This window comes from Arthrobacter ramosus (assembly GCF_039535095.1).
Lineage (GTDB): Bacteria > Actinomycetota > Actinomycetes > Actinomycetales > Micrococcaceae > Arthrobacter > Arthrobacter ramosus.
This window is the reverse complement of the sequence record NZ_BAAAWN010000001.1, coordinates 184,098-204,428: the sequence shown is the minus strand read 5'-3', so window position 1 is coordinate 204,428 and position 20,331 is coordinate 184,098. Positions and strand designations below refer to the sequence as shown.

The window sequence follows — 20,331 nt, the reverse complement described above, 5'->3', positions numbered from 1 at the left end:
GAGTAGCCGGCTTACGCCAGCGGATACCACGTTCAACGTAGTACGGGGGTCCGACACTGACAACAGCCAGCGGCGTCGAAGGCCCTAAGCGTGAACTGCCCGGCCCGTGAAAGCGACCAGGCGCTCCAGGCTGGATGCCGTCTCTGCGACTTCCTGGGCCGGGGCGAAGCTGCCGCTTGCGCGGACCTGCTCGCTGATGGTGTTCTGCGCGAGGACCTCAACGTAGTCGGTGAGCTCATCCGCAACCGACAACTCAAGGCCCAGGGCCTTGGAGAAGTCCCAAGCGTGAACGAGGAACTCGAGGTTGAGGATGGAGGCGACTATCGCGGCCGGCAATTCGGCGAAGCCCATGTCGATGGTGCCTTCGAGGCCGCGGCGGTAGAAAGCTTCCAGCGTGGGCTGGGCGAGGTCGGCGATGCGCACTTCAGGCGACTTTCCGGCGTCGTCGGCTACTTCGGCACCCAGGGCCTTGGCGATGCTAACAATCGAGCCGGCAAGGTGGTCAAGCAACTGCGACACGTTGAAATCGGCGCACGGAGTCTGGGTCTGCGCGTCGGCTTCGGTGACGTGCGCCAGCACGCGCTGTACGACGGCAAGCGTGGCGTCCGCAGAAGTGAGCTCGTTGAGATCGGCAGGGGCCGCGGCCCATTCGTCGGCACCTGCGTCGCCCGTGGAGGCCTCGGCGAGGAGACGGTCGAGGTAGTGGTTCCAGCCCTCGGAGTGGGCTGCGACGGCTTCCGGCGTCGGAAGGCCTTCGTGCACGAAGCGCACGGTGGTCCCGCCGTCGGCCGGCTCAAGGGTGATGGCTACGGTGGAGACGTTGTCCGCCGGGGCCTCAGGCTGCTCCCAGGCCCACGTGAAGACCACGCGCTTGCCCGGTTCGATTTCGATGAAGGTTCCGGCTGCGTGATGGCCCGGAGTAACGGTCCAGCGGTACTCGCCGCCGACCTTCAGGTCGACGCGTGCGGCAACGGTCTGCCAGCGGCGGAGGCGTGCAGGCTGCGTGATGAGTTCGAACGCCTGGTCGACGTTGAGGGGAAGAAGAACGGTCTTGTCGTAAATCATGATGATTCCTCTGTTGTTTGAAGGCGGTCGGTGGTGAAGTTTTGTGCGTCAGCGACGAGCATGTCCAGCTCCGCGGTCCAGAACTGCTCGAAAAGCATCCGGAGTTCTCTCATGCCGGCGTTGTCCAAGCGGTAGAAGCGGTTGCGTCCTTCTTTGCGGGCAGCAACGAGGCCTACCTGCTCCAGCAGCAACAAGTGCTGCGAGATGGCGGATCTGCTCACCGTGAATTCGAGTGCCAGCTCCGTCACGGTGCGCTCTCCCGCCGCAAGCAGGTGCAACAGACGCCGCCTATTCGGCTCCGCGGCAACTTCCAGTGGGTCGAGCATGATTAATACGTTAGCCGCCACTAACGCATTCTGTCAACAACTTTCGAGAGCGCACTATCAACACCTACAGAACTGCCGAAAAAAACGCCTTGGGGTTATAGGGATCTGCGTCGGTTCGTGTTGCTGCCTGATCGCCGCTGTCGCCTGGCAATGGCTTCCGGTAAGCGAAGCTAGTGTCCTGCGCCTGAAATTCGGTTCAGAAGTCGGCCGATTGATTCGAGAATCTGTTCTGCCGTCTTGGTCCAGGTGAAGGGTGTGGGGTTGGTGTTCCATTCACTGACCCATTTGCGGATGTCGGACTCGAGCGCCTGGACGCTGCGGTGGTCGCTGCGGCGCAGGAGGTCTTCAGTGACGAATCCGAAGAACCGCTCGACCTGGTTCAGCCAGGATGAGTAAGTCGGAGTGAAATGCATGTGGAAACGCGGGTGGTTCTGCAGCCACGTCTTCACAACAGGCGTCTTATGGGTCTGGTAGTTGTCGCAGATCAGGTGCACGTCCAGGCCCTCGGGGACCTGAGCGTCGATCTTGGCCAGGAACTTCCTGAATTCGATGGCCCGGTGTTTGCGGTGCAGGCTGGAGATCACGGACCCGTCCGCGGTGTTCAGCGCCGCGAACAGGGTTGTGGTCCCGTGCCGGACGTAGTCGTGGGTCCGCTTCTCCGGCATCCCTGGCATCATTGGGAAGGCCGGCTGGGACCGGGCCAGAGCCTGGACCTGCGACTTCTCATCCACACTGAGCACCACGGCTGATTCGGGCGGATTCAGGTACAGACCCACGACGTCGTACACCTTCTCCACGAAGAAGGGGTCGTTCGAGAGCTTGAACCCGTCTGCGCGGTGGGGCTTGAGCTCGAACGCCTTCCAGATCCGCCCGATCGTGGACTTCGACAGACCCGACCGCTCAGCCATCTTCGCCCTTGACCAGTGCGTGGCGTTCTTCGGCGTCGATTCCAGCGTCGCAACCACGACATCCTCGACCTGATCGCTGGTGATACTTGCAGGACGGCCGGGTCTGGGATCATCGACCAACCCGTCCAGCCGGCGCTCCAGGAAACGGCGCCGCCACTTCGCTACCGTATGAGGTTCGACTCCGCACCGGACGCCCACGTCCATGTTGCTCAGGCCCTCGGCGCTGCCCAGCACGATCTTGGAGCGCGTGGCCAGCGCCTGTGCCGACTTGGACCTGCGGGCCCACCGGGACAGCGTTTCCCGCTCTTCATCCGACAGTTCCAGTGGGGCCTTCGGCCGTCCAACGTTCGCCATACCCCATTCTATAATTACGAAGCGAATTTCAGGCGCAGGACACTAGTTCGAGGATCTATGGACACCGTCGGATTCTGCTGGATCATTCTCTTCGCCGAAGTTGCCGGTCCCGTGATTCCGCGGGCCCGGAATTTATCCATTCGAATGATTAAGCAGAATCCGACATCCGAGCGAAGACGATCCCGGGACGGACATCACCCGCCGGGGATTTACACCGTTTTGTCCTAGAAAACGCCTTGGTCCGGCAAAAGGGAAACGAAAAGGCCCGTAGCGCACGCCAATCATGGCGCGCCCTACGGGCTCTGTGTTTCGGGAGGCATCTGGGGATGCTAAATGACTTCGTGTACGACGGCGGTACGCAACTCGATGCCGAAAGGCACCTGATTGTTGCTACAGCTATCCGATACGGCGGGTGTCTACCTCGTCGTCATCGTCTTCCAAGTCCTGTGCGTACTTGTCCTCGTAAGCCGAGTAGTCCGGCTCCGGCGGATCGTCCGCGAATCGGCTCGTCGCACGACTTGATGGCCCAGTCAGCTCCCGCTGAAGGGCCGAATAGTCAGTGTTCGGGGAGTAGTACTTGATGTCCCGAGCCTGCTTGGTAGCTTTTGCCTTTTGACGGCCGCGCCCCATGGCGTGACCCCCTTTTGTACTTGGACCGGAGGTGGTCACCTTGGCGATCGGTGAGGCCCCGGAATGTTTGGTCAATTTGTCGTATGTCTAGATTACATGCTTTCTGGAGCAACTGCGTGCCACGACCTTCGCGAAAGCGGCGTCACAGTTCCACTTGGCAGTATCTCCATTCATTGGCATGAAAAACTTGGGTAGAGTCGCCCTAATATCGGGCCGCACGCATGAAAGGCAGCAAACTCAGACATGGGCCAGGACAACACGATCCCGGGCAAAAACGGTGCAGGCGACAACGAGTCGCCGGTAGACCCTGGTTCAGGGACCGGGTATCCGGGGACTTCGGGCAATTACCCGGATACCGGCATGCCTGGCGAAACCGGGCCCGAGGACGGCTTTCCCTCCGAAAAAGGCTCGTCCCTGCGGACTGCCCTGGACGCCATAACGCGGTATCGGCTCATCATTGGCGGCATTGTGCTGGCTGTATTGATCCTCATCGGGGTAGTGATCTGGGTCCTCGTTGGAGCCTTGGCCAACCATCCGGTGGCCGCGCCCACCCCCGTACCGGCCACGTCCACCAGCCGCGGCCCCCTCCCCGCGGACGTCGAGGCAAAGGACTACCAGCTGGGCGATTGCTTCGCCGATTTCGACTCCAACGCCACCAAGTCCAAAGTGGTGGACTGCACCACCGATCACTCGGCCCAGCTGGGCGCCATCTTCCGGTACAAGGCTGACGACACCTTCCCCGGCGCCACTGCCTTGCGTGACAAAGGCCGCGAAATCTGCCGTGATGTGATGCTCAACGAGGCCTCCACGAAGTACGCGCTCCTGCAGCAGAACGTGTACCCGAGCGCCACCAGCTGGGACAACGGCGACCGCCGCGTGGACTGCTTCATCGTGGTGAACTCGGGGAACACACTCAAGGAATCCGTGCTGCAAAAGTAGTCCATCCGGCCGTCCCGGCGGCCAGGCCAGTCGGCCGCAGTTAGTCCTTCCGCCTCACCGTCAGGCCGCTACCCGCCGGGGCCCCGCCGTCGGGACCTGTCAAAGCTTCGAGCCCCTCGATGGTGAGTTCGTCGACGTCGGCCGCGGTGTCCACCAGTACCGTGTCGCCGTCCGCGATCTCTCCGGCGAGGATCTCCTTGGCCAAGCGGTCGCCGATCTCGCGTTGGACCAGCCGTCGCAACGGACGGGCGCCGTACGCGGGATCGTAACCGGACATCGCGAGCCAGGCACGGGCGCCGTCACTGACCTCAAGGGTGAGCCGGCGGTCGTGCAGCCGCTTGGTCAGCTCGTCCACGTGCAGCTCGACGATCCTGGCGAGCTCGTCCACGCTGAGCGGATCGAACAGGACAATCTCGTCGAGCCGGTTGAGGAACTCCGGCTTGAAGGACGCGTTGACCACGGCCATGACCGCATTCCGCTTCGCCGTGGCGTCCAGCGTTGGATCCACAAGGAACTGGCTGCCCGAGTTGGAGGTCAACACCAGGATGGTGTTCCGGAAGTCCACAGTGCGGCCCTGCCCGTCGGTGAGGCGACCGTCGTCGAGCACTTGCAGGAGGATGTCGAACACTTCCGGGTGGGCCTTCTCCACCTCGTCGAGCAGGATCACGGAGTATGGGCGGCGGCGGACCGCCTCAGTCAGCTGCCCGCCTTCCTCGTAGCCCACGTATCCGGGAGGGGCGCCGACCAGCCGGGCCACGGAGTGCTTCTCCCCGTACTCGGACATGTCGATCCGCACCATGGCGCGTTCGTCGTCGAACAGGAAGTCCGCGAGTGCCTTGGCGAGCTCGGTTTTGCCGACGCCGGTGGGGCCCAGGAACAGGAACGAACCCGTCGGGCGGTTGGGGTCGCTGATGCCCGCACGGGCGCGTCGGACGGCGTCGGAGACAGCAGCCACAGCCTTGGACTGGCCGATCAGCCGCTTTCCGATCTCCTCTTCCATGTGCAGCAGCTTCTGGGATTCTCCCTGCAGCATGCGGCCGGCGGGGATGCCCGTCCAGGCCGAAATGACCTCGGCGATATCGTCCGCCGTGACTTCGTCCGCGACCATCAGGGCGGGCTTCGCTTCACCCCGCGCTTCCCGGGCTGACTCTTCCTCGGCGGCTGCGCTGAGCTCGCGCTCCAACGCGGGCAGTTCGCCGTAGAGAATGCGCGAGGCAGCTTCAAGGTCGCCTTCGCGCTGGTACTTTTCGGCGGCCGAACGTAATTCGTCGATTTTTGCCTTGAGGTCACCGACACGGTTGAGCCCGGCCTTCTCGGATTCCCAACGGGCGTTCAATGCCGCCAGGGCTTCCTTCTTGTCCGCCTTGTCCGCGCGCAGCGCAGCGAGTCGTTCGATGGAGGCCGCGTCAGTCTCGCGGGCGAGGGCCAATTCCTCCATGGTGAGACGGTCCACGGCACGGCGAAGCTGGTCGATCTCCTCGGGAGCCGAGTCGATTTCCATGCGCAGCCGGGACGCGGCCTCGTCCACGAGGTCGATGGCCTTGTCAGGCAACTGCCGGCCCGAGATGTAGCGGTTGGAGAGCGTGGCGGCGGCTACCAAGGCGGAGTCGGCGATGGCCACCTTGTGGTGGGCCTCGTACCGTTCCTTGAGGCCGCGGAGAATCCCGATGGTGTCCTCCACGCTCGGCTCACCCACGTAGACCTGCTGGAAGCGGCGTTCCAGGGCAGGGTCCTTCTCGACATTCTCGCGGTACTCATCCAGGGTGGTGGCACCGATGAGCCGCAGCTCGCCGCGGGCCAGCATTGGCTTGAGCATGTTGCCTGCGTCCATGGCGCTTTCGCCGGTAGCACCGGCGCCCACCACCGTATGGATTTCGTCGATGAACGTGACGATCTGCCCGTTGGAGTTCTTGATCTCCTCCAGCACCGCCTTGAGCCGTTCCTCGAATTCGCCGCGGTACTTCGCTCCGGCCACCATGGACGCGAGGTCCAGCGCGATCAGGGTCTTGCCCCGCAGGCTTTCCGGGACGTCGCCGGCCACCATGCGTTGGGCGAGCCCTTCGACGACGGCGGTCTTGCCGACGCCGGGTTCACCGATCAGCACGGGGTTGTTCTTGGTGCGGCGGCTCAGGACCTGGACGACCCGTCGGATTTCGCTGTCCCGCCCGATCACGGGATCCAGCTTGCCGGAGCGCGCGACGGCTGTGAGGTCCATACCGTATTTCTCGAGGGCCTGGAAGGTGTTTTCCGGGTCTTGTGAGGTGACTTTCCGGTCGCCACGGACACCCGGCAGGGCGGCGAGGAGCGCTTGGTGGGAGGCGCCGGCGTCGCGCAGTAGCTTCCCTACGGCGTCGCTACCGGCAGAGAGCCCCAAGAGGAGGTGCTCAGTGGACACGAAGGAGTCGCCGAGCTTCTCAGCCTCGTTCTGGGCGGCCTGGATGGCCTGCATGGAAGGACGGGAAAGCTGCGCTTGCTGCACGGAACTGCCCGACGACGACGGCAGGGCCTTGATGGCCGAACTCGCCTGAACGCTCACGGCATCCGGGTCCGCTCCAGTGGCGCGCAACAGCGCAACGGCGACGCCCTCGCGCTGGTCCATGAGCGCTTTGAGTAGGTGAGCCGGCTCCAGCTGCGGATTTCCGGCGGTCGAAGCGTTCATGGCCGCTGCGGAAAGAGCCTCCTGGCTCTTGGTGGTGAATTTGACGTCCATGGAAGAGCTCCTCTCGGGAAGACGACTGTTTCTCAAAGTTGAGTCTACTATGCTCAACTTTGACGAATCATACCTCCTGCTCCATGTTTGCCGACGGCGAAACCGCTGTCCATAGCCTTCACCGCTTACGTTGAAAAGCCCCTCGCTGTTTCCGACTCGTAGCCCTAGGATCAGGTGTGACCGGGCGGAACACCCCCTGGCGAGCATGAGAAAAAGGACACGCAATGAAGAAGTTCGTCGTTCTCTACAATGCACCGCAATCGGCAGAATCGGCCATGGCTGACAGCACCCCCGAAGCAGCAGCCGAAGGCATGAAGCTGTGGATGGACTGGGCCGCGAAAGCCGGCGACGGGATTGCCGATCTTGGCACGCCACTCGGCGGCGGCAAGGTGGTCGGGAACTCCGGAGTATCCGATGCAGAGACCGGAGTGGGCGGTTACAGCGTCCTGCAGGCCGAGGACATGGACGGAGCCCTGAAGCTCCTCGAAGGCCACCCCCATTTCCTCATGGCACCCGAAGCCTCGATCACCGTCTACGAAGCGCTCGACATCCCGGGCATGTAACGCAGCACCCGCGGCGGCACCCGCCGTCGAAACCGTGGGTCCGGGCCGTGGGCTGCGTGCCGGAACGCAGCGCGCGGCCCGCACCCACGATCCCGACAAAGCACCGTACGATATGCACATGGCACCCTTCACAGTCACTCGCAATGCGCTGATCCCCGCCGCGCCCTCCGACATCTTCCCCTTCGTCAACAACTTCCACGAGTGGACCAAATGGTCTCCGTGGGAAGCCGTTGACCCCAAGCTGAGCCGGAGCTACTCGGGCAACGAGTCCGGCGTCGGAGCTAAGTATGCCTGGAGCGGCAACAACAAGGCCGGCACCGGAACCATGGAAATCGTCGGCTCGGAGGAGCCCGGCAAGATCGACATCCGCCTTGAATTCACCAAGCCGATGAAGGCCGTCAACCCCACGGGGTTCACGTTCGTGCCCGAAGGGGACGGCACCCGTGTCACCTGGACTATGACCGGCGAGAACAAGGGCCTCGGCAAAATCTTCGCTTTGTTCATGAACATGGAGAAGATGGTGGGCGGCGACTTCGAAAAGGGCCTGACCGCGCTCTCAGCGGTAGCCACCCGAAAAAACCCGTAGTTTCTTGGGCGCAGGCCATGGCCGTCTACGTTGATCCGCCGCTGTGGCCCGCGCACGGGACCGTGTTCTCCCACCTCGTCTCTGACACCTCGCTCGAGGAGCTGCATGCCTTCGCCGAGGCCGCGGGGATTCCCGAGCGCGCCTTCGACGGCGACCACTACGACGTCCCGGAACGCCGCTACCAGGACCTCCTGTCCGCAGGTGCCATCCCCGTGGAGGCCCGGATTTTGGTGCGGAAATTGATCGCGAGCGGCTTGCGGATCCCCGCCCGCCAACGCAGCAAGGCCCTCACCGTGCCCTTGCTGGAGCGCTGGAATTCGATACTTCCGGGACATGAGGAACTGGGTTTCGAGCTGCTCGAACGCTGGGGCGAGGACCATCGGAAGTACCACAGCCGCACGCATTTGCTGGCGGTCCTGGAAGCCTTGGATCTCCTCACCGAACCCGGGCCGCCCGCGCGCTCGGTGACTTTGGCCGCGTGGTTCCACGACGCCGTCTACGAGGGAATCGCAGGGCAGGACGAAGAGCAGTCTGCCAGGCTGGCTGAAGACCGGCTGGCCATTGCGGGACTTCCCGGGCCAGTGATCGACGACGTTGCCCGGCTGGTCAGGCTGACCTCCACCCACAACCCCGTACCGGGAGACCACGCCGGTGCCCTCTTGTGCGACGCCGATCTGTCCATCCTCGGCGCGGAACCCGCGGCTTACGCGCGCTACCTGGCTGCTGTCCGCGAGGACTACGCCCACGTCGGCGATGCCGACTTCGCCGCGGGCCGGGCCGCCGTCGTCCGCCAGCTGCTCGCCTTGGATCCGCTCTTCCACAGTGAACGCGCCAAAAGCCTGTGGCTCGAGGCCGCCCGCCGCAACCTGGAGGCCGAACTGTCATGACCACGGCGGGGACGGTGCACCGGCAGCTTCCGTTCACGGTGAGGTTTGAATGGGGGCTCGACGGCGCCCGTGCGGTCGCGTCCGGAGCGGACCTCGCCGTCGTGGTTGACGTCCTCTCCTTCACCACATGCGTCAGTGTCGCCGTCGACCGGGGCGCCATGGTGTTCCCGTATCCGTGGAAGGACGCCGGGGCCGAGGATTTCGCCGCCCACCATGATGCCCAGCTGGCTGGTCCGCGGGGTGGAGGCGGACTGAGCCTGTCGCCGTCGAGCTTGCGGGACGCACGGATGTTGAGCCGCATCGTGCTGCCTTCGCCCAACGGCTCATCCATCGCGCACGAGCTCGCCCGGGACGTCCCCCTTATCGCGGCCGTGTCACTGCGTAATGCAGCGGCCACCGCGGATTGGGTGGCGTCCGAACTCCCCCCGGATGCGGTGGTGGCAGTAATCGCGGCCGGCGAGCTATGGCCCGGCGGTTCGCTCCGGCCCGCGCTGGAGGATCATATCGGAGCCGGCGCCTTCATTGCCGGGCTCGCTGCCGCAGGGCGGGGCGGCTTCACTCCGGAGGACGGCAGGGAAGGTTTCGCGCCGGAGGCAGATGCCGCGATGGCGGTGTACAACGCTGCCGAACCCCGGCTCCATGAGGTTCTGCGGGGCTGCTCCAGCGGCCGTGAGTTGATCGGCGCAGGGTACGCGGACGACGTCGAGATCGCCGCCGAACTTGACGCCGGGACCGCCGTGGCCCTGTTGAGGGACGGCGCGTTCCAGCGGCCCTGAGTGCGCTCAGTGCGGTTTCCATAGGGGCTTGCGCTTCCACTACTTAGCGGTACTATGTACCAGTAGCTAGTAACACTGAGTAGTGAAAGGAGGTGTCCGATGGGCAGGCAGATGACGGAGATGCTCAAAGGGACCCTGGAGGGCATCGTCCTCGCCCTCCTGACCGGTAATCCCGCGTACGGGTACGAAATCACGACGCTGCTCCGGGGGCAGGGCTTCGCCGAGATCGCCGAGGGCACCGTGTATGCGCTGCTCGTCAGGATCGAGCAAAAGGGCCTTGTCGATGTCGAGAAGCGGCCGTCCGAGAAGGGCCCGCCGCGCAAGGTCTATTCGCTCAACGAGCAGGGCGAGAAGGAACTGGACGAATTCTGGAATACGTGGAGTTTCCTGTCCGAGCGACTGGAACAGCTCCGAAAGGGAGGAAAGTGAACATGGCCACAGGGTGGATCGAGCAGCTCACGGGATCGCTCGAACAGAAGAAGCAATACCGGCAAAACAAGGCACGCGTGGAGCACCTTCCCGCGGACTATCGCGCGGCGGCGACCGCGCTGGAACGGTACCTGATGTACTTCGGGGCCATCACCAAGGGCGACGTGCTGCTGCGGATGCTCGGCGATCTCACCGACCTTTTCGAAGAGAGCGCCGCGGACGGAACGCCGATCCGCTCGATCGTCGGCGACGACCCGGTGGAATTCGCCGAAACGTTCATGCGCAACTACACGGGCGGTCAGTGGATCAACAAGGAGCGGGAACGCCTGGTCAAGGCAATTGACGCCGCCGCCGGAGACGATGGGAAGGAGAGGTAGTCATGACCAGTGCATCCACCACCCGCGAACCCGCGATCCGCGTGCAGGGCATGGAAAAGTCCTACAAGGAGTTGCACGTGCTGCGCGGCGTGGACTTCGACGTGGCACCGGGCACCATCTTCGCCCTTCTGGGCTCCAACGGAGCAGGAAAGACCACGATAGTGAAAATCCTGTCCACGCTGCTGAGTCCGGACGCCGGCACGGCCACCGTCAATGGATTCGACGTCGTGACCCACCCGCTGCGGGTTCGGGAATCCATCAGCCTCACCGGACAATTCGCAGCAGTCGATGAAATCCTGTCCGGTCGGGAAAACCTGGTGCTGGTTGCAAGGTTGCGGCACCTGAAGGACCCCGGCCAAGCGGCGGATGATCTTCTCGCGCGCTTCAACCTGTCCGATGCGGCATCTCGAAAGGTGTCCACGTATTCAGGAGGCATGCGCCGTCGCCTTGACATCGCCATGAGCCTGGTCGGGCAGCCCGAGGTGATCTTCCTCGACGAGCCGACCACCGGACTCGACCCCGAAGCACGCATCGAGGTGTGGCAGGTGGTCCAGGAGCTCGCCAACCACGGCACCACGGTTCTGCTCACCACGCAGTATCTCGACGAGGCCGAACAACTCGCGGACCGGATCGCCATCCTTCATCACGGTCGGATCATCGCGAACGGCACCCTCGCCGAGCTCAAGCAACTACTCCCGCCAGCGAAGGTCGAGTACGTCGAAAAGCAGCCCACCCTGGAGGATATCTTCCTCGCACTTGTGGGCAACGAGGGCAAGGTCGCGTCAAGTGAGGACCAGTCATGAGCACACATTTCTTCGGAGACACGGCCGTCTTGCTGGGCCGCTCCATGCGTCACATCTTCCGCAGCGCGGACACCATTATCACCACCGCGATCACACCGATCGCCCTCATGCTGCTGTTCGTCTACGTGTTCGGCGGCGCCATCAGGACAGGCACCGAGAACTACGTCAACTACCTGCTGCCGGGAATCATGCTGATCGCGATAGCATCGGGCATCGCGTACACCGCCGTTCGCTTGTTCTACGACATGCAGAGCGGGATTTTCGAGCGGTTCCACTCCATGCCGATCGCACGATCGTCCGTGCTGTGGGCGCATGTGCTGACTTCCCTCGTCGCCAACGGGCTCTCACTCGTGATCATCATGGTGGTGGCCCTCCTCATGGGATTCCGCACATCGGCAAGCCTGCTGGCATGGCTCGCCATCATCGGGATCCTGGCGCTGTTCACCCTGGCACTCACTTGGCTCGCAATCATTGCGGGCCTGACAGCGAAGTCCGTGGACGGTGCCGGAGGGTTCTCCTACCCGCTGATCTTCCTGCCGTTCATCAGCTCGGCTTTCGTCCCCACGGCCACCATGCCGGGTCCCGTGCGCGCCTTCGCAGAGAACCAGCCGGTCACTTCGATCGTCAACACGATCCAGGATCTGTTTGAACAACGGCCAATCGGCAGCGACATATGGGTCGCTCTCGCATGGTGCCTCGGCATCCTCGTTCTCGCCTACTTCTTCGCCACGGCGGCCTACCGGCGCAGGATCAGCTAAGCACCCAAGGCGCCATCTCGTATCATGGAGGTGTGACCTCCTACCTCCAGCGCAATGGTGCCGCACTCCCCCAAGCCCGTCCCGACGTCGAGCACGTCCTGGCGGTGCGCGGCACGGGAGGCTACCGGCAGTACCGCATCCCCGCGCTGACCGTTTCCACGGCGGGAACAGTGCTCGCCGCCTATGACGGCCGGCCGAACCTGGACGACCTGCCCAATCCGATCGATCTCCTGCTCCGGCGCAGCACGGACAGTGGCCGCAGCTGGGAGGAACAACGGGTAGTCCGCAACGGCTCGGGGCTCAACGGCTACGGCGATCCGAGCCTCCTGGTGGACGCCGTGACCGGGCGGATTTTCATGTTCCACGCCGCAGGGACACATGCCGGTTTCTTCGAGGCGGTAGGCGGCCTGGAACCGGATGACGACGTGCAGCATTGCGATGTCAGCTTTTCCGACGACGACGGCGTCACCTGGCAGCATCGGCGGCTCACCGATCAGCTCAAGCTGGGCCGCAGTACCGGTGCCCGCGACCGCGGCATCACGGGGATCTTCGCCGCTGCCGGGCAGGGAATCCAGATGCACACCGGTCCGTTCGCCGGGCGCCTGGTGCAGCAGTTCGTGGCGCTCGCGGACGGCGAAATCATGGCGGCTTCCGCGTACAGCGACGACCACGGCGAGAACTGGACGCTCGGTTCGCTCATCGGAAAGGGCCCGGGCGGGGTCGGCCCCAACGAGAACAAGGCTGCGTGCCTCGACGACGGCCGCCTCCTCCTGCACTCGCGCGCCACTCCCCGGCGGGTGGCAGCAGTCTCCAATGACGGCGGAGAGACGTGGAGCCAACTGGAACCCGTCGACGACCTCCCCGACCCAAGCGACAACGGCTCTCTGGTCCGCTTCGACGGCCTGCCAAGCGTGATTTCCTTGGCCACCCCGGCCACGAACAGCTGGCTGCTCGCGAGCAACAACCAGGACACCTCCCTGCGACGCAACACCGTCCTCAGCCTGTCCACGGACAACGGGGCCAGCTGGCCCGCCAAGCTGGTCCTGTGCGAGGGGAGCTCGGCCTACTCGACGGCGGCGCGGCTTCCGGATGGCAACATCGGCGTCTTGTACGAGCGGCAGGGATACCGCGAGATCGTCTTCGTTTCCGTGCCGGTGGAGCAGTTGACAGGGCAACTCCCCGGGGCGGCGGGTGCGGCCAGGGCACCCGAAACCCAGCTCCGGTCCGACCATCTCGAGTTTCACATGGAACTGCGCTCCATCACGCCCGGCCGACCCGCTGTGTGGCAGAACGCCGGCGAATTCCATGTCATCTCCCCGGAGAACGACTGCGATTGGGACGTGCAGACCTGGAAGGAAGTGGGCCAAGGCTACTCCGCGGAGCAGGCACAGGTCCTCGGAACCCGTGAAGCCCAGGACCTCAACTACGGGCCGATCATTCCGGGCTACAAAGCCGGGGACATCCTCGCCTTCACCGGACGCGCCCGCAACGTGGGCACCCAGCCGGCCACCGGCGTCGTACTCCTGGGACCGCACGCCAATCCGGCGGACTTCCCGCCCGCGGATCTGGCACCGGGCGCGGAAGCCCTGTACTTCACTCCTGTGTACACGGTCACCGAGGAGGATCTGGCGCGGGACTCGCTCGAACTGGCTTTTGCGGTGGCGTACGACGGCGGCACGGGGGTCATCGAGCGCAGCTTCAGTTTCGATCTGCGCACGGGAGCCGTGACGGCTAACTAGGGCGGGGCTCGGCTCCGACTAGAAAATCTGGCGGATGTTGGTCTTCGCGAGGTCGATGAGCTGGTCGCCGCGGCCGGAGAGGACCGTCCGGATCGCGTAGAGAGTGAAGCCCTTGACCTGTTCGGCGCTGATTGCCGGCGGAATGGACAGTTCCTGCCGGGCCGTGCGGACGTCGATGAGGGCCGGGCCGTCGTGGGCGAAGGCCTCAGCCAGTCCCGCCTTCAGCCCGGAGGAGTTGTCCACCCGGATACCGCGGATGCCCAGAGCTTCTGCTAGTTTGGCGAAGTCCGGATTCTCGAGCTCCGTGCCGAAATTGACGAACCCCGCGGCCTTCATTTCGAGCTCGACGAAGTTCAGCGAGGAGTTGTTGAAGACCACCACTTTGACCGGGAGCTTGTTCTGCACCAAGGTGATCAGCTCGCCGAGCAGCATGGTCAGGCCGCCGTCGCCGGCCAGTGCCACCACCTGGCGCCCGGGGTACGCGGCCGCCGCGCCGATTCCGTGCGACAGTGCATTGGCCATGGTTCCGTGGTTGAACGAGCCGAGCAGCCGGCGTCGGCCGTTCATACCCAGGTACCGGGCCGCCCACACAGTGGGGGACCCGACGTCGCACGTGAAAACCGCATCCGGTGCCGCCAACTCGTCCACTAGCCTTCCCACGAACTGCGGATGGATGGGCTGTCCGTCCTTTGCAGGAGAGGCGAGGTCGTCGAGTTTGGCGCGGGACTTGGCGTAGTGCTTGAGCGAAGTACTCAAGTGTGTTCGTTTCCCCTTGCGCTCGATCAAGGGCAGCAGCGAAGCCGCAGTGTCCTTGACCGTGCCCACAAGGCCAAGATCGATCCTGGCCCGCCTGCCAAGCTGCTCGCCCCGGATATCCACCTGGATGATCTTGGCGCTCTCCGGGTAGAACTGCTGGTACGGAAAATCGGTGCCCAGCATGAGCAAGGCCTCGCAGCTCTCCATCGCGCGATAGCCGGAACTGAACCCCAAAAGGCCCGTCATGCCGACGTCGAACGGGTTGTCGTATTCGATGTGCTCCTTGCCGCGCATTGCGTGGACGATCGGCGCGCCCAGCGCGTCCGCCAAGGCCATGACCTCGGCGTGCGCACCCGCAGTGCCGGCGCCGGCCAGGATGGTGACTTTGCCGGCCGCGTTGAGCATGTCCGCTGCCTCGGCGAGCTCCTGCGGGTTGGGCCGGATTTCCGGCCGGGCGGCGCGAATCACCGCTGTGCGGTCGCTTTGCGACTCCGCGAGGGCGACGTCGCCGGGAATCACGACGACGGCGACACCTCGCCTCTCGACCGCCGTCCGCATGGCGATCTCCAGGACCCTGGGCATCTGGGAAGGATGGGCGACGTGCTCCACGTAAACGCTGCACTCCCGGAACAACTCCTGGGGATGAGTCTCCTGGAAGTACTGGCTGCCGATCTCTTCGCTGGGAATGTGGGCGGCGATGGCCAACACGGGAACCCTGGACTTGTTGGCGTCGTAGAGGCCGTTGATCAGGTGCAGGTTGCCAGGGCCGCAGGATCCGGCGCACACCGCGAGTTCATCAGTGAGACCGGCCTCGGCTGCGGCCGCCAACGCCGCGGCTTCCTCGTGGCGGACATGCACCCAACGGATGCTCTCTTCCTCCCTCAGCGCGTCCGTGAATCCGTTCAGCGAATCCCCGGGGATCCCGTAGACGCGCTGGACGTTGTTGGCTTTGAGGGTGGCGACGATGTTCTTGGCAACGGTGTTCCTGGCGGCGGACATGGACTGTTCCTTTCGAGGGGAGGCAGTGCAGACACGGCCTACGCTACTCCGGAACAGTCCATGGCGCCGGATGCCCGACGCGGGAAGAGCTAGTGGTAGGTGCTGACGAACGGGCGGTTGCTAGGCACGATTTGCTTGCCCAGCGGCATGAGCGATACCGGAATGAGCTTCAGGTTGGCGATGGCCAGGGGGATCCCGATGATAGTGATGGCCATGGCGAAGGCCGTGACCACGTGGCCGATCGCAATCCAAATGCCCGCAACCAGCAACCAGATGACATTGCCGATGAGGGGGAAGACTCCCCCGCCTCCGGGCTTGTCCACGACCATGCGCCCAAACGGCCAGAGCGTGTACGAGGCAATCCGGAACGACGCGATGCCCCACGGGATGGTGACGATCAACAAGCAGCAGACAATTCCGGCCATGAAATAACCCAAGGCCAGAACGAAGCCGCCGAAGACGAGCCAGATGATGTTGAGCAGCGTTTTCATATCTCCCATTGTCCCCTGCGGAACGCGGACTGGGCCTAGGGGTTCGCCCTGAAATCCCCCTGATTTATCGTTTCCCGGTGTCCAGGACCGCTGACAAATCGAACTTCACGGGTTCCTCAAGCTGCTCATAGGTGCACGACTCCGGATCCCTGTCCGGCCGCCACCGCACGAACTGCGTGGTGTGCCTGAACCGCTCCCCTTCCATATGGTCGTAAGCCACTTCCACAACGAGTTGGGGCCGCAGGGGCGTGAACGACAGGTCCTTCCCTGCGCTCCAGCGGCTGCCTTCGGCGTTGCGGGGTGTCCGGCTGCCTTCCTCCTGTTTGGCCCATGCCCAGGGATGCCCATCGAACGCAGTCACGAGGGGTTGGAGTTCGTCGAACAGTTCCTTGCGTCTGTGCATCGAGAAGGATCCCACCACGCCGACGTTGGATAGCCGGCCGCCGTCGTCATAAAGCCCCAACAATAGTGAACCAATAAGGTCGTCACCGGTCTTATGAACCCGGTAGCCGGCCACAACGCAGTCGGCGGTCCGCTGGTGTTTGACCTTGAACATCACGCGCTTGTCCGGTTGGTAGGTACCATCGAGCGGCTTGGCGAGCAGGCCGTCCAGGCCTGCGCCCTCGAACTGGTTGAACCACTGCTCTGCCGTTCCCATGTCACGGGTTGCCGCGGTGAGGTGGATGGGAGCGGCGGCGCCTGCAAGTGCTTGTTCAAGCGCTGCCCGCCGTTCGGCGAAGGGCCGTCCCGTGAAGTCCTCATCGCCAAGGGCGAGCAGGTCGAAGGCCACGAATTTCGCCGGCGTCTGCTCGGACAACAGCTTGACCCTGCTGGCTGCCGGATGGATGCGTTGCTGGAGGGCTTCAAAGTCCAAGCGGTCACCGGAGCTGCCGACCAGGATGATCTCACCGTCGAGGACGCAGCGTTCCGGCAGGTTTGCCTTCAACGCCTCGATGAGCTCCGGGAAGTACCGGTTCATGGGCTTCTCGTTGCGACTACCGATTTCGACGTCGTCACCGTCACGAAAAACGACGGAGCGGAAACCATCCCATTTAGGCTCGTAGCTCATGGCGCCGTCCGGGATGGCGCCAACCGCCTTGGCAAGCATGGGTGCGACAGGGGGCATGACTGGCAGCTGCATGAAGCCATTCTTGCCGCGGCGCCGGGACCGCGCTACCTGTTCATTCGCTTAAGTGGATAAAGGACTACTTGCAGTTGGCGCTCAGCCAAGTGGTAACGGGAGCCATCGCCTTTTCGAACTTGCCGCGCGAGTAGACAGTCTGGTCTTTCAGACCTGCGATCGCAGTGTCCTTGAGATTGGTGAAATCAGCCTTGAGCGCGTCCGGGACGCGATCCGCCGTGGCGGCGAGTTCTGCCTTGTATTGCTCCAGCTCGGCGGTCTTTCCCTGCGCCGCGGACATTGGCAGCAACGAAGCTCCCGTCGCTTCTTTAGAGATGGTGGAGCACATTTCGGCTGCCGAGGCGAAGCCCCCGAATGGCCCCGATGAAGGAGTTGGGCTTGCGCTTGCGGTTGCGGAGTCGCCCGCAGAAGAGGACGACGGCGTGCCCGCCGCGGCCGAGCCCCCTCCCTGTGTGGAGCAGCCGGACAGCGCCAGTGCGGCGAAGAGGGCGACTGTCAGGTATCGGATAGGGCTGTTGAGACGTTTCTGAAGGATTTTCAAAGGTCGCATTCTGCTTGATCGTCTGTCTCCGGAGCCGTTCGGCCTCCAGAGCAATGGCATTCTGTCCCCGCCGTGGAGTCTAGCCCGGATGGGCCCTGGCCTTCCAAGTTGACTTCGGGCCCCCTTTTAGACCGCTTACCTATTCCCGCAGCAGCAAGGTGTCCAGTTTGGTAAACGAGGTGCCCCATCCCTCCCGGGTCATGTCCACCCATTCGTCGGAGTCGAAGGGACCCTGCGTGAGATGAAGCCGCGTACGGCCGCCATCCAGTACCTCGAACTCAAGGCGCATTTCCAGCAAAAGTGTGATCCCGGCGTCGGGCTCTGCTTTCTGGGTGGCGACCAGCAGGGCCGGCGGATCGTACGCGGTGATGACGGCGTCGATGGGTGATTCCTTGGCATCGCCGTCCTCCTCCCAGGTCATGACGAGCTGCCAGACTCCGCCCACCCGGGGGTCGACGACTATCCGGTCGCGCGGCGAATCCACGCCCACCGGCCCGAACCACGCGGCGAGCTGGTCGGGGTCCACGAAGGCTTGGAAGACGAGCTCGCGCGGGGCATCGAATTCGCGGGTCATGGTGAGGATGTGCTGTTCCGTGTTCATTGCTTGACTCCTGGATCCTTTGAATCGTTCTGAATCTTGCGTAGGTGGGCGTCGAGGCTGATCAGCCCCGCGTTTTCCAGGACCTTGAGATGCCGCGAGACGGCGGGAAGGCTGATGTCGAACGGTTCGGCAAGTTCGTTCACGGTGGCCTCGCCCTCCGAAAGCCGGGCCAGAATGGCCCTTCGGGTGGGGTCGGCAAGAACCGAGAAGATGAGACTGAGCCGGTCTGCGGACATCGGCTGTCAAGGGTTTCTTGCGACGCTCGCTCACTTTTGAGGGCAAAACCGCGGACCCTCGCTCACATCATCTGAGCGAGCGTTTGGCGAAAGGGCGTTAAAGGTGAGCGAGCGATTCGGAGGGGACGTCAGGATTTTGCGGCTTGGACGAAGGCGCGCACGAGGTCGAGGTCCTTCACCCCACGCGAGGACTCCACGCCGCTGGACACGTCGACGCCCCAGGCCTCGGCTTCGAGCACGGCGGCTCCGACGTTGGACGGGGTCAACCCGCCAGCCAACAACCAGTGGCGCGCACCCAGGCCAAGTTTCCGGACCGAGGCATAGTCCCACGCCTCACCCGAACCCGGCACAGCGGCGTCGATCAGCAGAAGTTCCTCGCCCCACTCCCCGAACTCGTCCGGAGCGGCACCCATGGTGACGGCCCGGATGAGCTGCATGCCGGCGTCGTGCACGATCTTAACGTCTTCCGGCGAGCGGCTTCCGTGCAGCTGGACCCATTCGAGGCCGGCTTCGCGGGCGGTTGCGACGGCGTCGGCGGCTGCCTCGTGACGGAAGACCCCGACGGCAGTGACACCTTCCGGTACATGGACCAGCAAGTCTCGGGCACGGTCGGGCGATACCTCGCGGGGACTCTTCGTCAGCACGAAACCCACGGCGTCTGCACCGGACTCGACGGCGGCCTGCACGGATTCAGGCGTGCTCAAGCCACACACTTTGACGAACATTCCGCGCCTCCAACCGTTTATCTCCCTACGACGTTAGCAAGGGCGTCCGGGATTGTTGAACCGTGCCAAGGTTGCACCGATGTTACGCGAGCGTTCAATCAGCCAAAGGCTGGCTCGGGCTAGGCTGGAGCGCATGGAGATCATCCGCTTTGCCGAGCTCAAACCCGAACCGTGGCGCAACGGAGGCGGGGTGACCCGCGAACTCGCAAGCCATCCGAAAGCGGCGTCGGCGCAAGACGGAGCGTGGGACTGGCGGGTCAGCATCGCCGACGTCGGATCGGCCGGCGATTTCTCGACGTTCCCGGGCATGGAGCGAGTCATCACGGTGATCGACGGCGAATTGCTGCTGCTTACGGTGGACGGCGAAGAACACCCCTTGGAAAAGTATCGGCCGTTCCGGTTTTCCGGCGAGGCGGCCTCTGCCAGCGCACTCCCGACTGGCGACATCCGGGACCTCAACGTGATCGCCCGGGCAGGCGAATTCAAGGGCTACACGTCCATCGTCGAGCTCTCCAAGAAGCGCGCACACCCCGTGTTCGAAGGCCAGTTGGCCCTCCTTTTGGAGGGCAAGGCTTCAGTTAGTCCCGGCGCGGAAGCTGCGGAAACGGCTGTTCCTGCGGACAGCTCGGACGGGGAGGCTGCCGCACCGACCGCCGAATCCGTCGAACTCGCCCGCTACGACGCAGTAGTAGGTTCCGACACCCGCAGCCCGGAAATCCTGGGCCGTGGATTCATCGCCGTCATCTCCATCGACCGCGTGGAGCATGCGCACTCCTAGGTCCCAGCACTGGACATAACAGCAATATGCCGACACGCTCACCCCAACGTTGGACATGTCCCTCGATTAGGCCCGCGACCGCGCATGTCCCTTGGTGAGGCTCGCCACCAAAGCTGGCCACCCGGCGTCGGGCTTTGCTAGCCTCGAAGCAAGGCCCGCACAGGGACCTCCGGACGACGGTTCAGTACCCGGCACGCGACAAGACTGGCCAAA

22 protein-coding genes, 1 pseudogene and 1 riboswitch are annotated in these 20,331 nt (G+C 63.9%); of the genes and pseudogenes, 11 read left to right on the top strand and 12 right to left on the bottom strand.

The features are described from left to right. Positions 1-84 precede the first annotated feature (84 nt). The 4 genes from ABD742_RS01015 to ABD742_RS01000 all read right to left on the bottom strand — a co-directional run bounded on the left by ABD742_RS01015 (position 85) and on the right by ABD742_RS01000 (position 3,283). A complete protein-coding gene (locus tag ABD742_RS01015) occupies positions 85-1,065 on the bottom strand; it encodes a TIGR03086 family metal-binding protein (RefSeq protein WP_234754389.1) in 981 nt (326 codons plus the stop codon). Further along, positions 1,062-1,391, bottom strand: coding sequence for an ArsR/SmtB family transcription factor (locus ABD742_RS01010; protein ID WP_234754391.1), 330 nt, complete (start codon positions 1,389-1,391; stop codon positions 1,062-1,064). The genes ABD742_RS01015 and ABD742_RS01010 overlap by 4 nt, the downstream gene beginning before the upstream one ends. Before the next feature lie 170 nt (positions 1,392-1,561). Continuing rightward, positions 1,562-2,653 carry an IS630 family transposase gene (locus ABD742_RS01005; protein ID WP_234754957.1) on the bottom strand — a complete coding sequence of 364 codons (1,092 nt, stop codon included), beginning with the start codon at positions 2,651-2,653 and terminating at the stop codon, positions 1,562-1,564. A 396-nt stretch (positions 2,654-3,049) separates the two neighbouring features. Beyond that, positions 3,050-3,283 carry a DUF3073 domain-containing protein gene (locus tag ABD742_RS01000; RefSeq protein WP_028265518.1) on the bottom strand — a complete coding sequence of 78 codons (234 nt, stop codon included), beginning with the start codon at positions 3,281-3,283 and terminating at the stop codon, positions 3,050-3,052. A gap of 243 nt (positions 3,284-3,526) precedes the next feature. Here ABD742_RS01000 and ABD742_RS00995 point away from each other — a divergent pair, with 243 nt between their 5' ends. Next, positions 3,527-4,222: a septum formation family protein gene (locus ABD742_RS00995; protein WP_234754764.1), complete on the top strand. Its 696-nt coding sequence runs from the start codon at positions 3,527-3,529 to the stop codon at positions 4,220-4,222. 40 nt (positions 4,223-4,262) lie between these two features. On the opposite strand, the gene clpB is transcribed toward ABD742_RS00995, so the two are convergent. Continuing rightward, on the bottom strand, positions 4,263-6,932 hold the full coding sequence (clpB, locus tag ABD742_RS00990; protein ID WP_234754762.1) for an ATP-dependent chaperone ClpB: 2,670 nt from the start codon (positions 6,930-6,932) through the stop codon (positions 4,263-4,265). A gap of 224 nt (positions 6,933-7,156) precedes the next feature. On the opposite strand from clpB, the gene ABD742_RS00985 reads away from it, so the two are divergent. The 9 genes from ABD742_RS00985 to ABD742_RS00945 all read left to right on the top strand — a co-directional run bounded on the left by ABD742_RS00985 (position 7,157) and on the right by ABD742_RS00945 (position 13,850). Next, a complete protein-coding gene (locus tag ABD742_RS00985) occupies positions 7,157-7,495 on the top strand; it encodes a YciI family protein (protein ID WP_234754760.1) in 339 nt (112 codons plus the stop codon). Between the two features lie 118 nt (positions 7,496-7,613). Then, the gene (locus ABD742_RS00980) at positions 7,614-8,081 is read left to right on the top strand and encodes an SRPBCC family protein (protein WP_234754758.1); all 468 of its coding nucleotides are present in this window, start codon (positions 7,614-7,616) and stop codon (positions 8,079-8,081) included. Positions 8,082-8,098: 17 nt separating this feature from the next. Further along, a complete protein-coding gene (locus ABD742_RS00975; RefSeq protein ID WP_234754756.1) occupies positions 8,099-8,968 on the top strand; it encodes a DUF4031 domain-containing protein in 870 nt (289 codons plus the stop codon). Continuing rightward, a complete protein-coding gene (locus tag ABD742_RS00970) occupies positions 8,965-9,744 on the top strand; it encodes a 2-phosphosulfolactate phosphatase (RefSeq protein ID WP_234754753.1) in 780 nt (259 codons plus the stop codon). Before ABD742_RS00975 ends, ABD742_RS00970 begins: the two co-directional genes overlap by 4 nt. 99 nt (positions 9,745-9,843) lie before the next feature. Continuing rightward, on the top strand, positions 9,844-10,173 hold the full coding sequence (locus ABD742_RS00965) for a PadR family transcriptional regulator (protein ID WP_234754750.1): 330 nt from the start codon (positions 9,844-9,846) through the stop codon (positions 10,171-10,173). Positions 10,174-10,175: 2 nt separating this feature from the next. Continuing rightward, positions 10,176-10,550 (top strand): DUF1048 domain-containing protein, encoded by a 375-nt coding sequence (locus tag ABD742_RS00960; RefSeq protein WP_234754748.1) that lies wholly within the window; start codon positions 10,176-10,178, stop codon positions 10,548-10,550. 2 nt (positions 10,551-10,552) lie between these two features. Further along, positions 10,553-11,353 carry an ABC transporter ATP-binding protein gene (locus ABD742_RS00955; RefSeq protein WP_234754746.1) on the top strand — a complete coding sequence of 267 codons (801 nt, stop codon included), beginning with the start codon at positions 10,553-10,555 and terminating at the stop codon, positions 11,351-11,353. After that, complete coding sequence (locus tag ABD742_RS00950) at positions 11,350-12,111, top strand: ABC transporter permease (RefSeq protein ID WP_234754741.1); 762 nt, start codon at positions 11,350-11,352, stop codon at positions 12,109-12,111. Before ABD742_RS00955 ends, ABD742_RS00950 begins: the two co-directional genes overlap by 4 nt. A 32-nt stretch (positions 12,112-12,143) precedes the next feature. Beyond that, positions 12,144-13,850: a sialidase family protein gene (locus ABD742_RS00945; protein WP_234754739.1), complete on the top strand. Its 1,707-nt coding sequence runs from the start codon at positions 12,144-12,146 to the stop codon at positions 13,848-13,850. Positions 13,851-13,868: 18 nt separating this feature from the next. Here ABD742_RS00945 and poxB read toward each other — a convergent pair whose 3' ends face one another. From poxB to ABD742_RS00910, 7 genes and pseudogenes are all read right to left on the bottom strand, one after another. Next, positions 13,869-15,605: a ubiquinone-dependent pyruvate dehydrogenase gene (gene poxB, locus ABD742_RS00940; RefSeq protein ID WP_234754737.1), complete on the bottom strand. Its 1,737-nt coding sequence runs from the start codon at positions 15,603-15,605 to the stop codon at positions 13,869-13,871. 89 nt (positions 15,606-15,694) lie between these two features. After that, positions 15,695-16,096, bottom strand: coding sequence for a YccF domain-containing protein (locus ABD742_RS00935; protein WP_234754734.1), 402 nt, complete (start codon positions 16,094-16,096; stop codon positions 15,695-15,697). 64 nt (positions 16,097-16,160) lie between these two features. Continuing rightward, positions 16,161-17,237 (bottom strand): ATP-dependent DNA ligase, encoded by a 1,077-nt coding sequence (locus tag ABD742_RS00930; protein ID WP_234754733.1) that lies wholly within the window; start codon positions 17,235-17,237, stop codon positions 16,161-16,163. A 64-nt stretch (positions 17,238-17,301) separates the two neighbouring features. Beyond that, complete coding sequence (locus ABD742_RS00925; RefSeq protein WP_234754731.1) at positions 17,302-17,778, bottom strand: hypothetical protein; 477 nt, start codon at positions 17,776-17,778, stop codon at positions 17,302-17,304. Positions 17,779-17,917: 139 nt separating this feature from the next. Beyond that, positions 17,918-18,379 (bottom strand): SRPBCC family protein, encoded by a 462-nt coding sequence (locus ABD742_RS00920; protein WP_234754728.1) that lies wholly within the window; start codon positions 18,377-18,379, stop codon positions 17,918-17,920. A 56-nt stretch (positions 18,380-18,435) separates the two neighbouring features. Beyond that, positions 18,436-18,615 (bottom strand): annotated as a pseudogene (locus ABD742_RS00915) (ArsR/SmtB family transcription factor); the annotation flags it as partial. Positions 18,616-18,743: 128 nt separating this feature from the next. After that, on the bottom strand, positions 18,744-19,340 hold the full coding sequence (locus ABD742_RS00910; protein ID WP_234754726.1) for a phosphoribosylanthranilate isomerase: 597 nt from the start codon (positions 19,338-19,340) through the stop codon (positions 18,744-18,746). A gap of 133 nt (positions 19,341-19,473) precedes the next feature. Between ABD742_RS00910 and ABD742_RS00905 the strand changes: the two genes are divergently transcribed. Next, on the top strand, positions 19,474-20,118 hold the full coding sequence (locus ABD742_RS00905) for a HutD/Ves family protein (protein WP_234754724.1): 645 nt from the start codon (positions 19,474-19,476) through the stop codon (positions 20,116-20,118). Between the two features lie 147 nt (positions 20,119-20,265). Then, positions 20,266-20,331: riboswitch (guanidine-III (ykkC-III) riboswitch) on the top strand.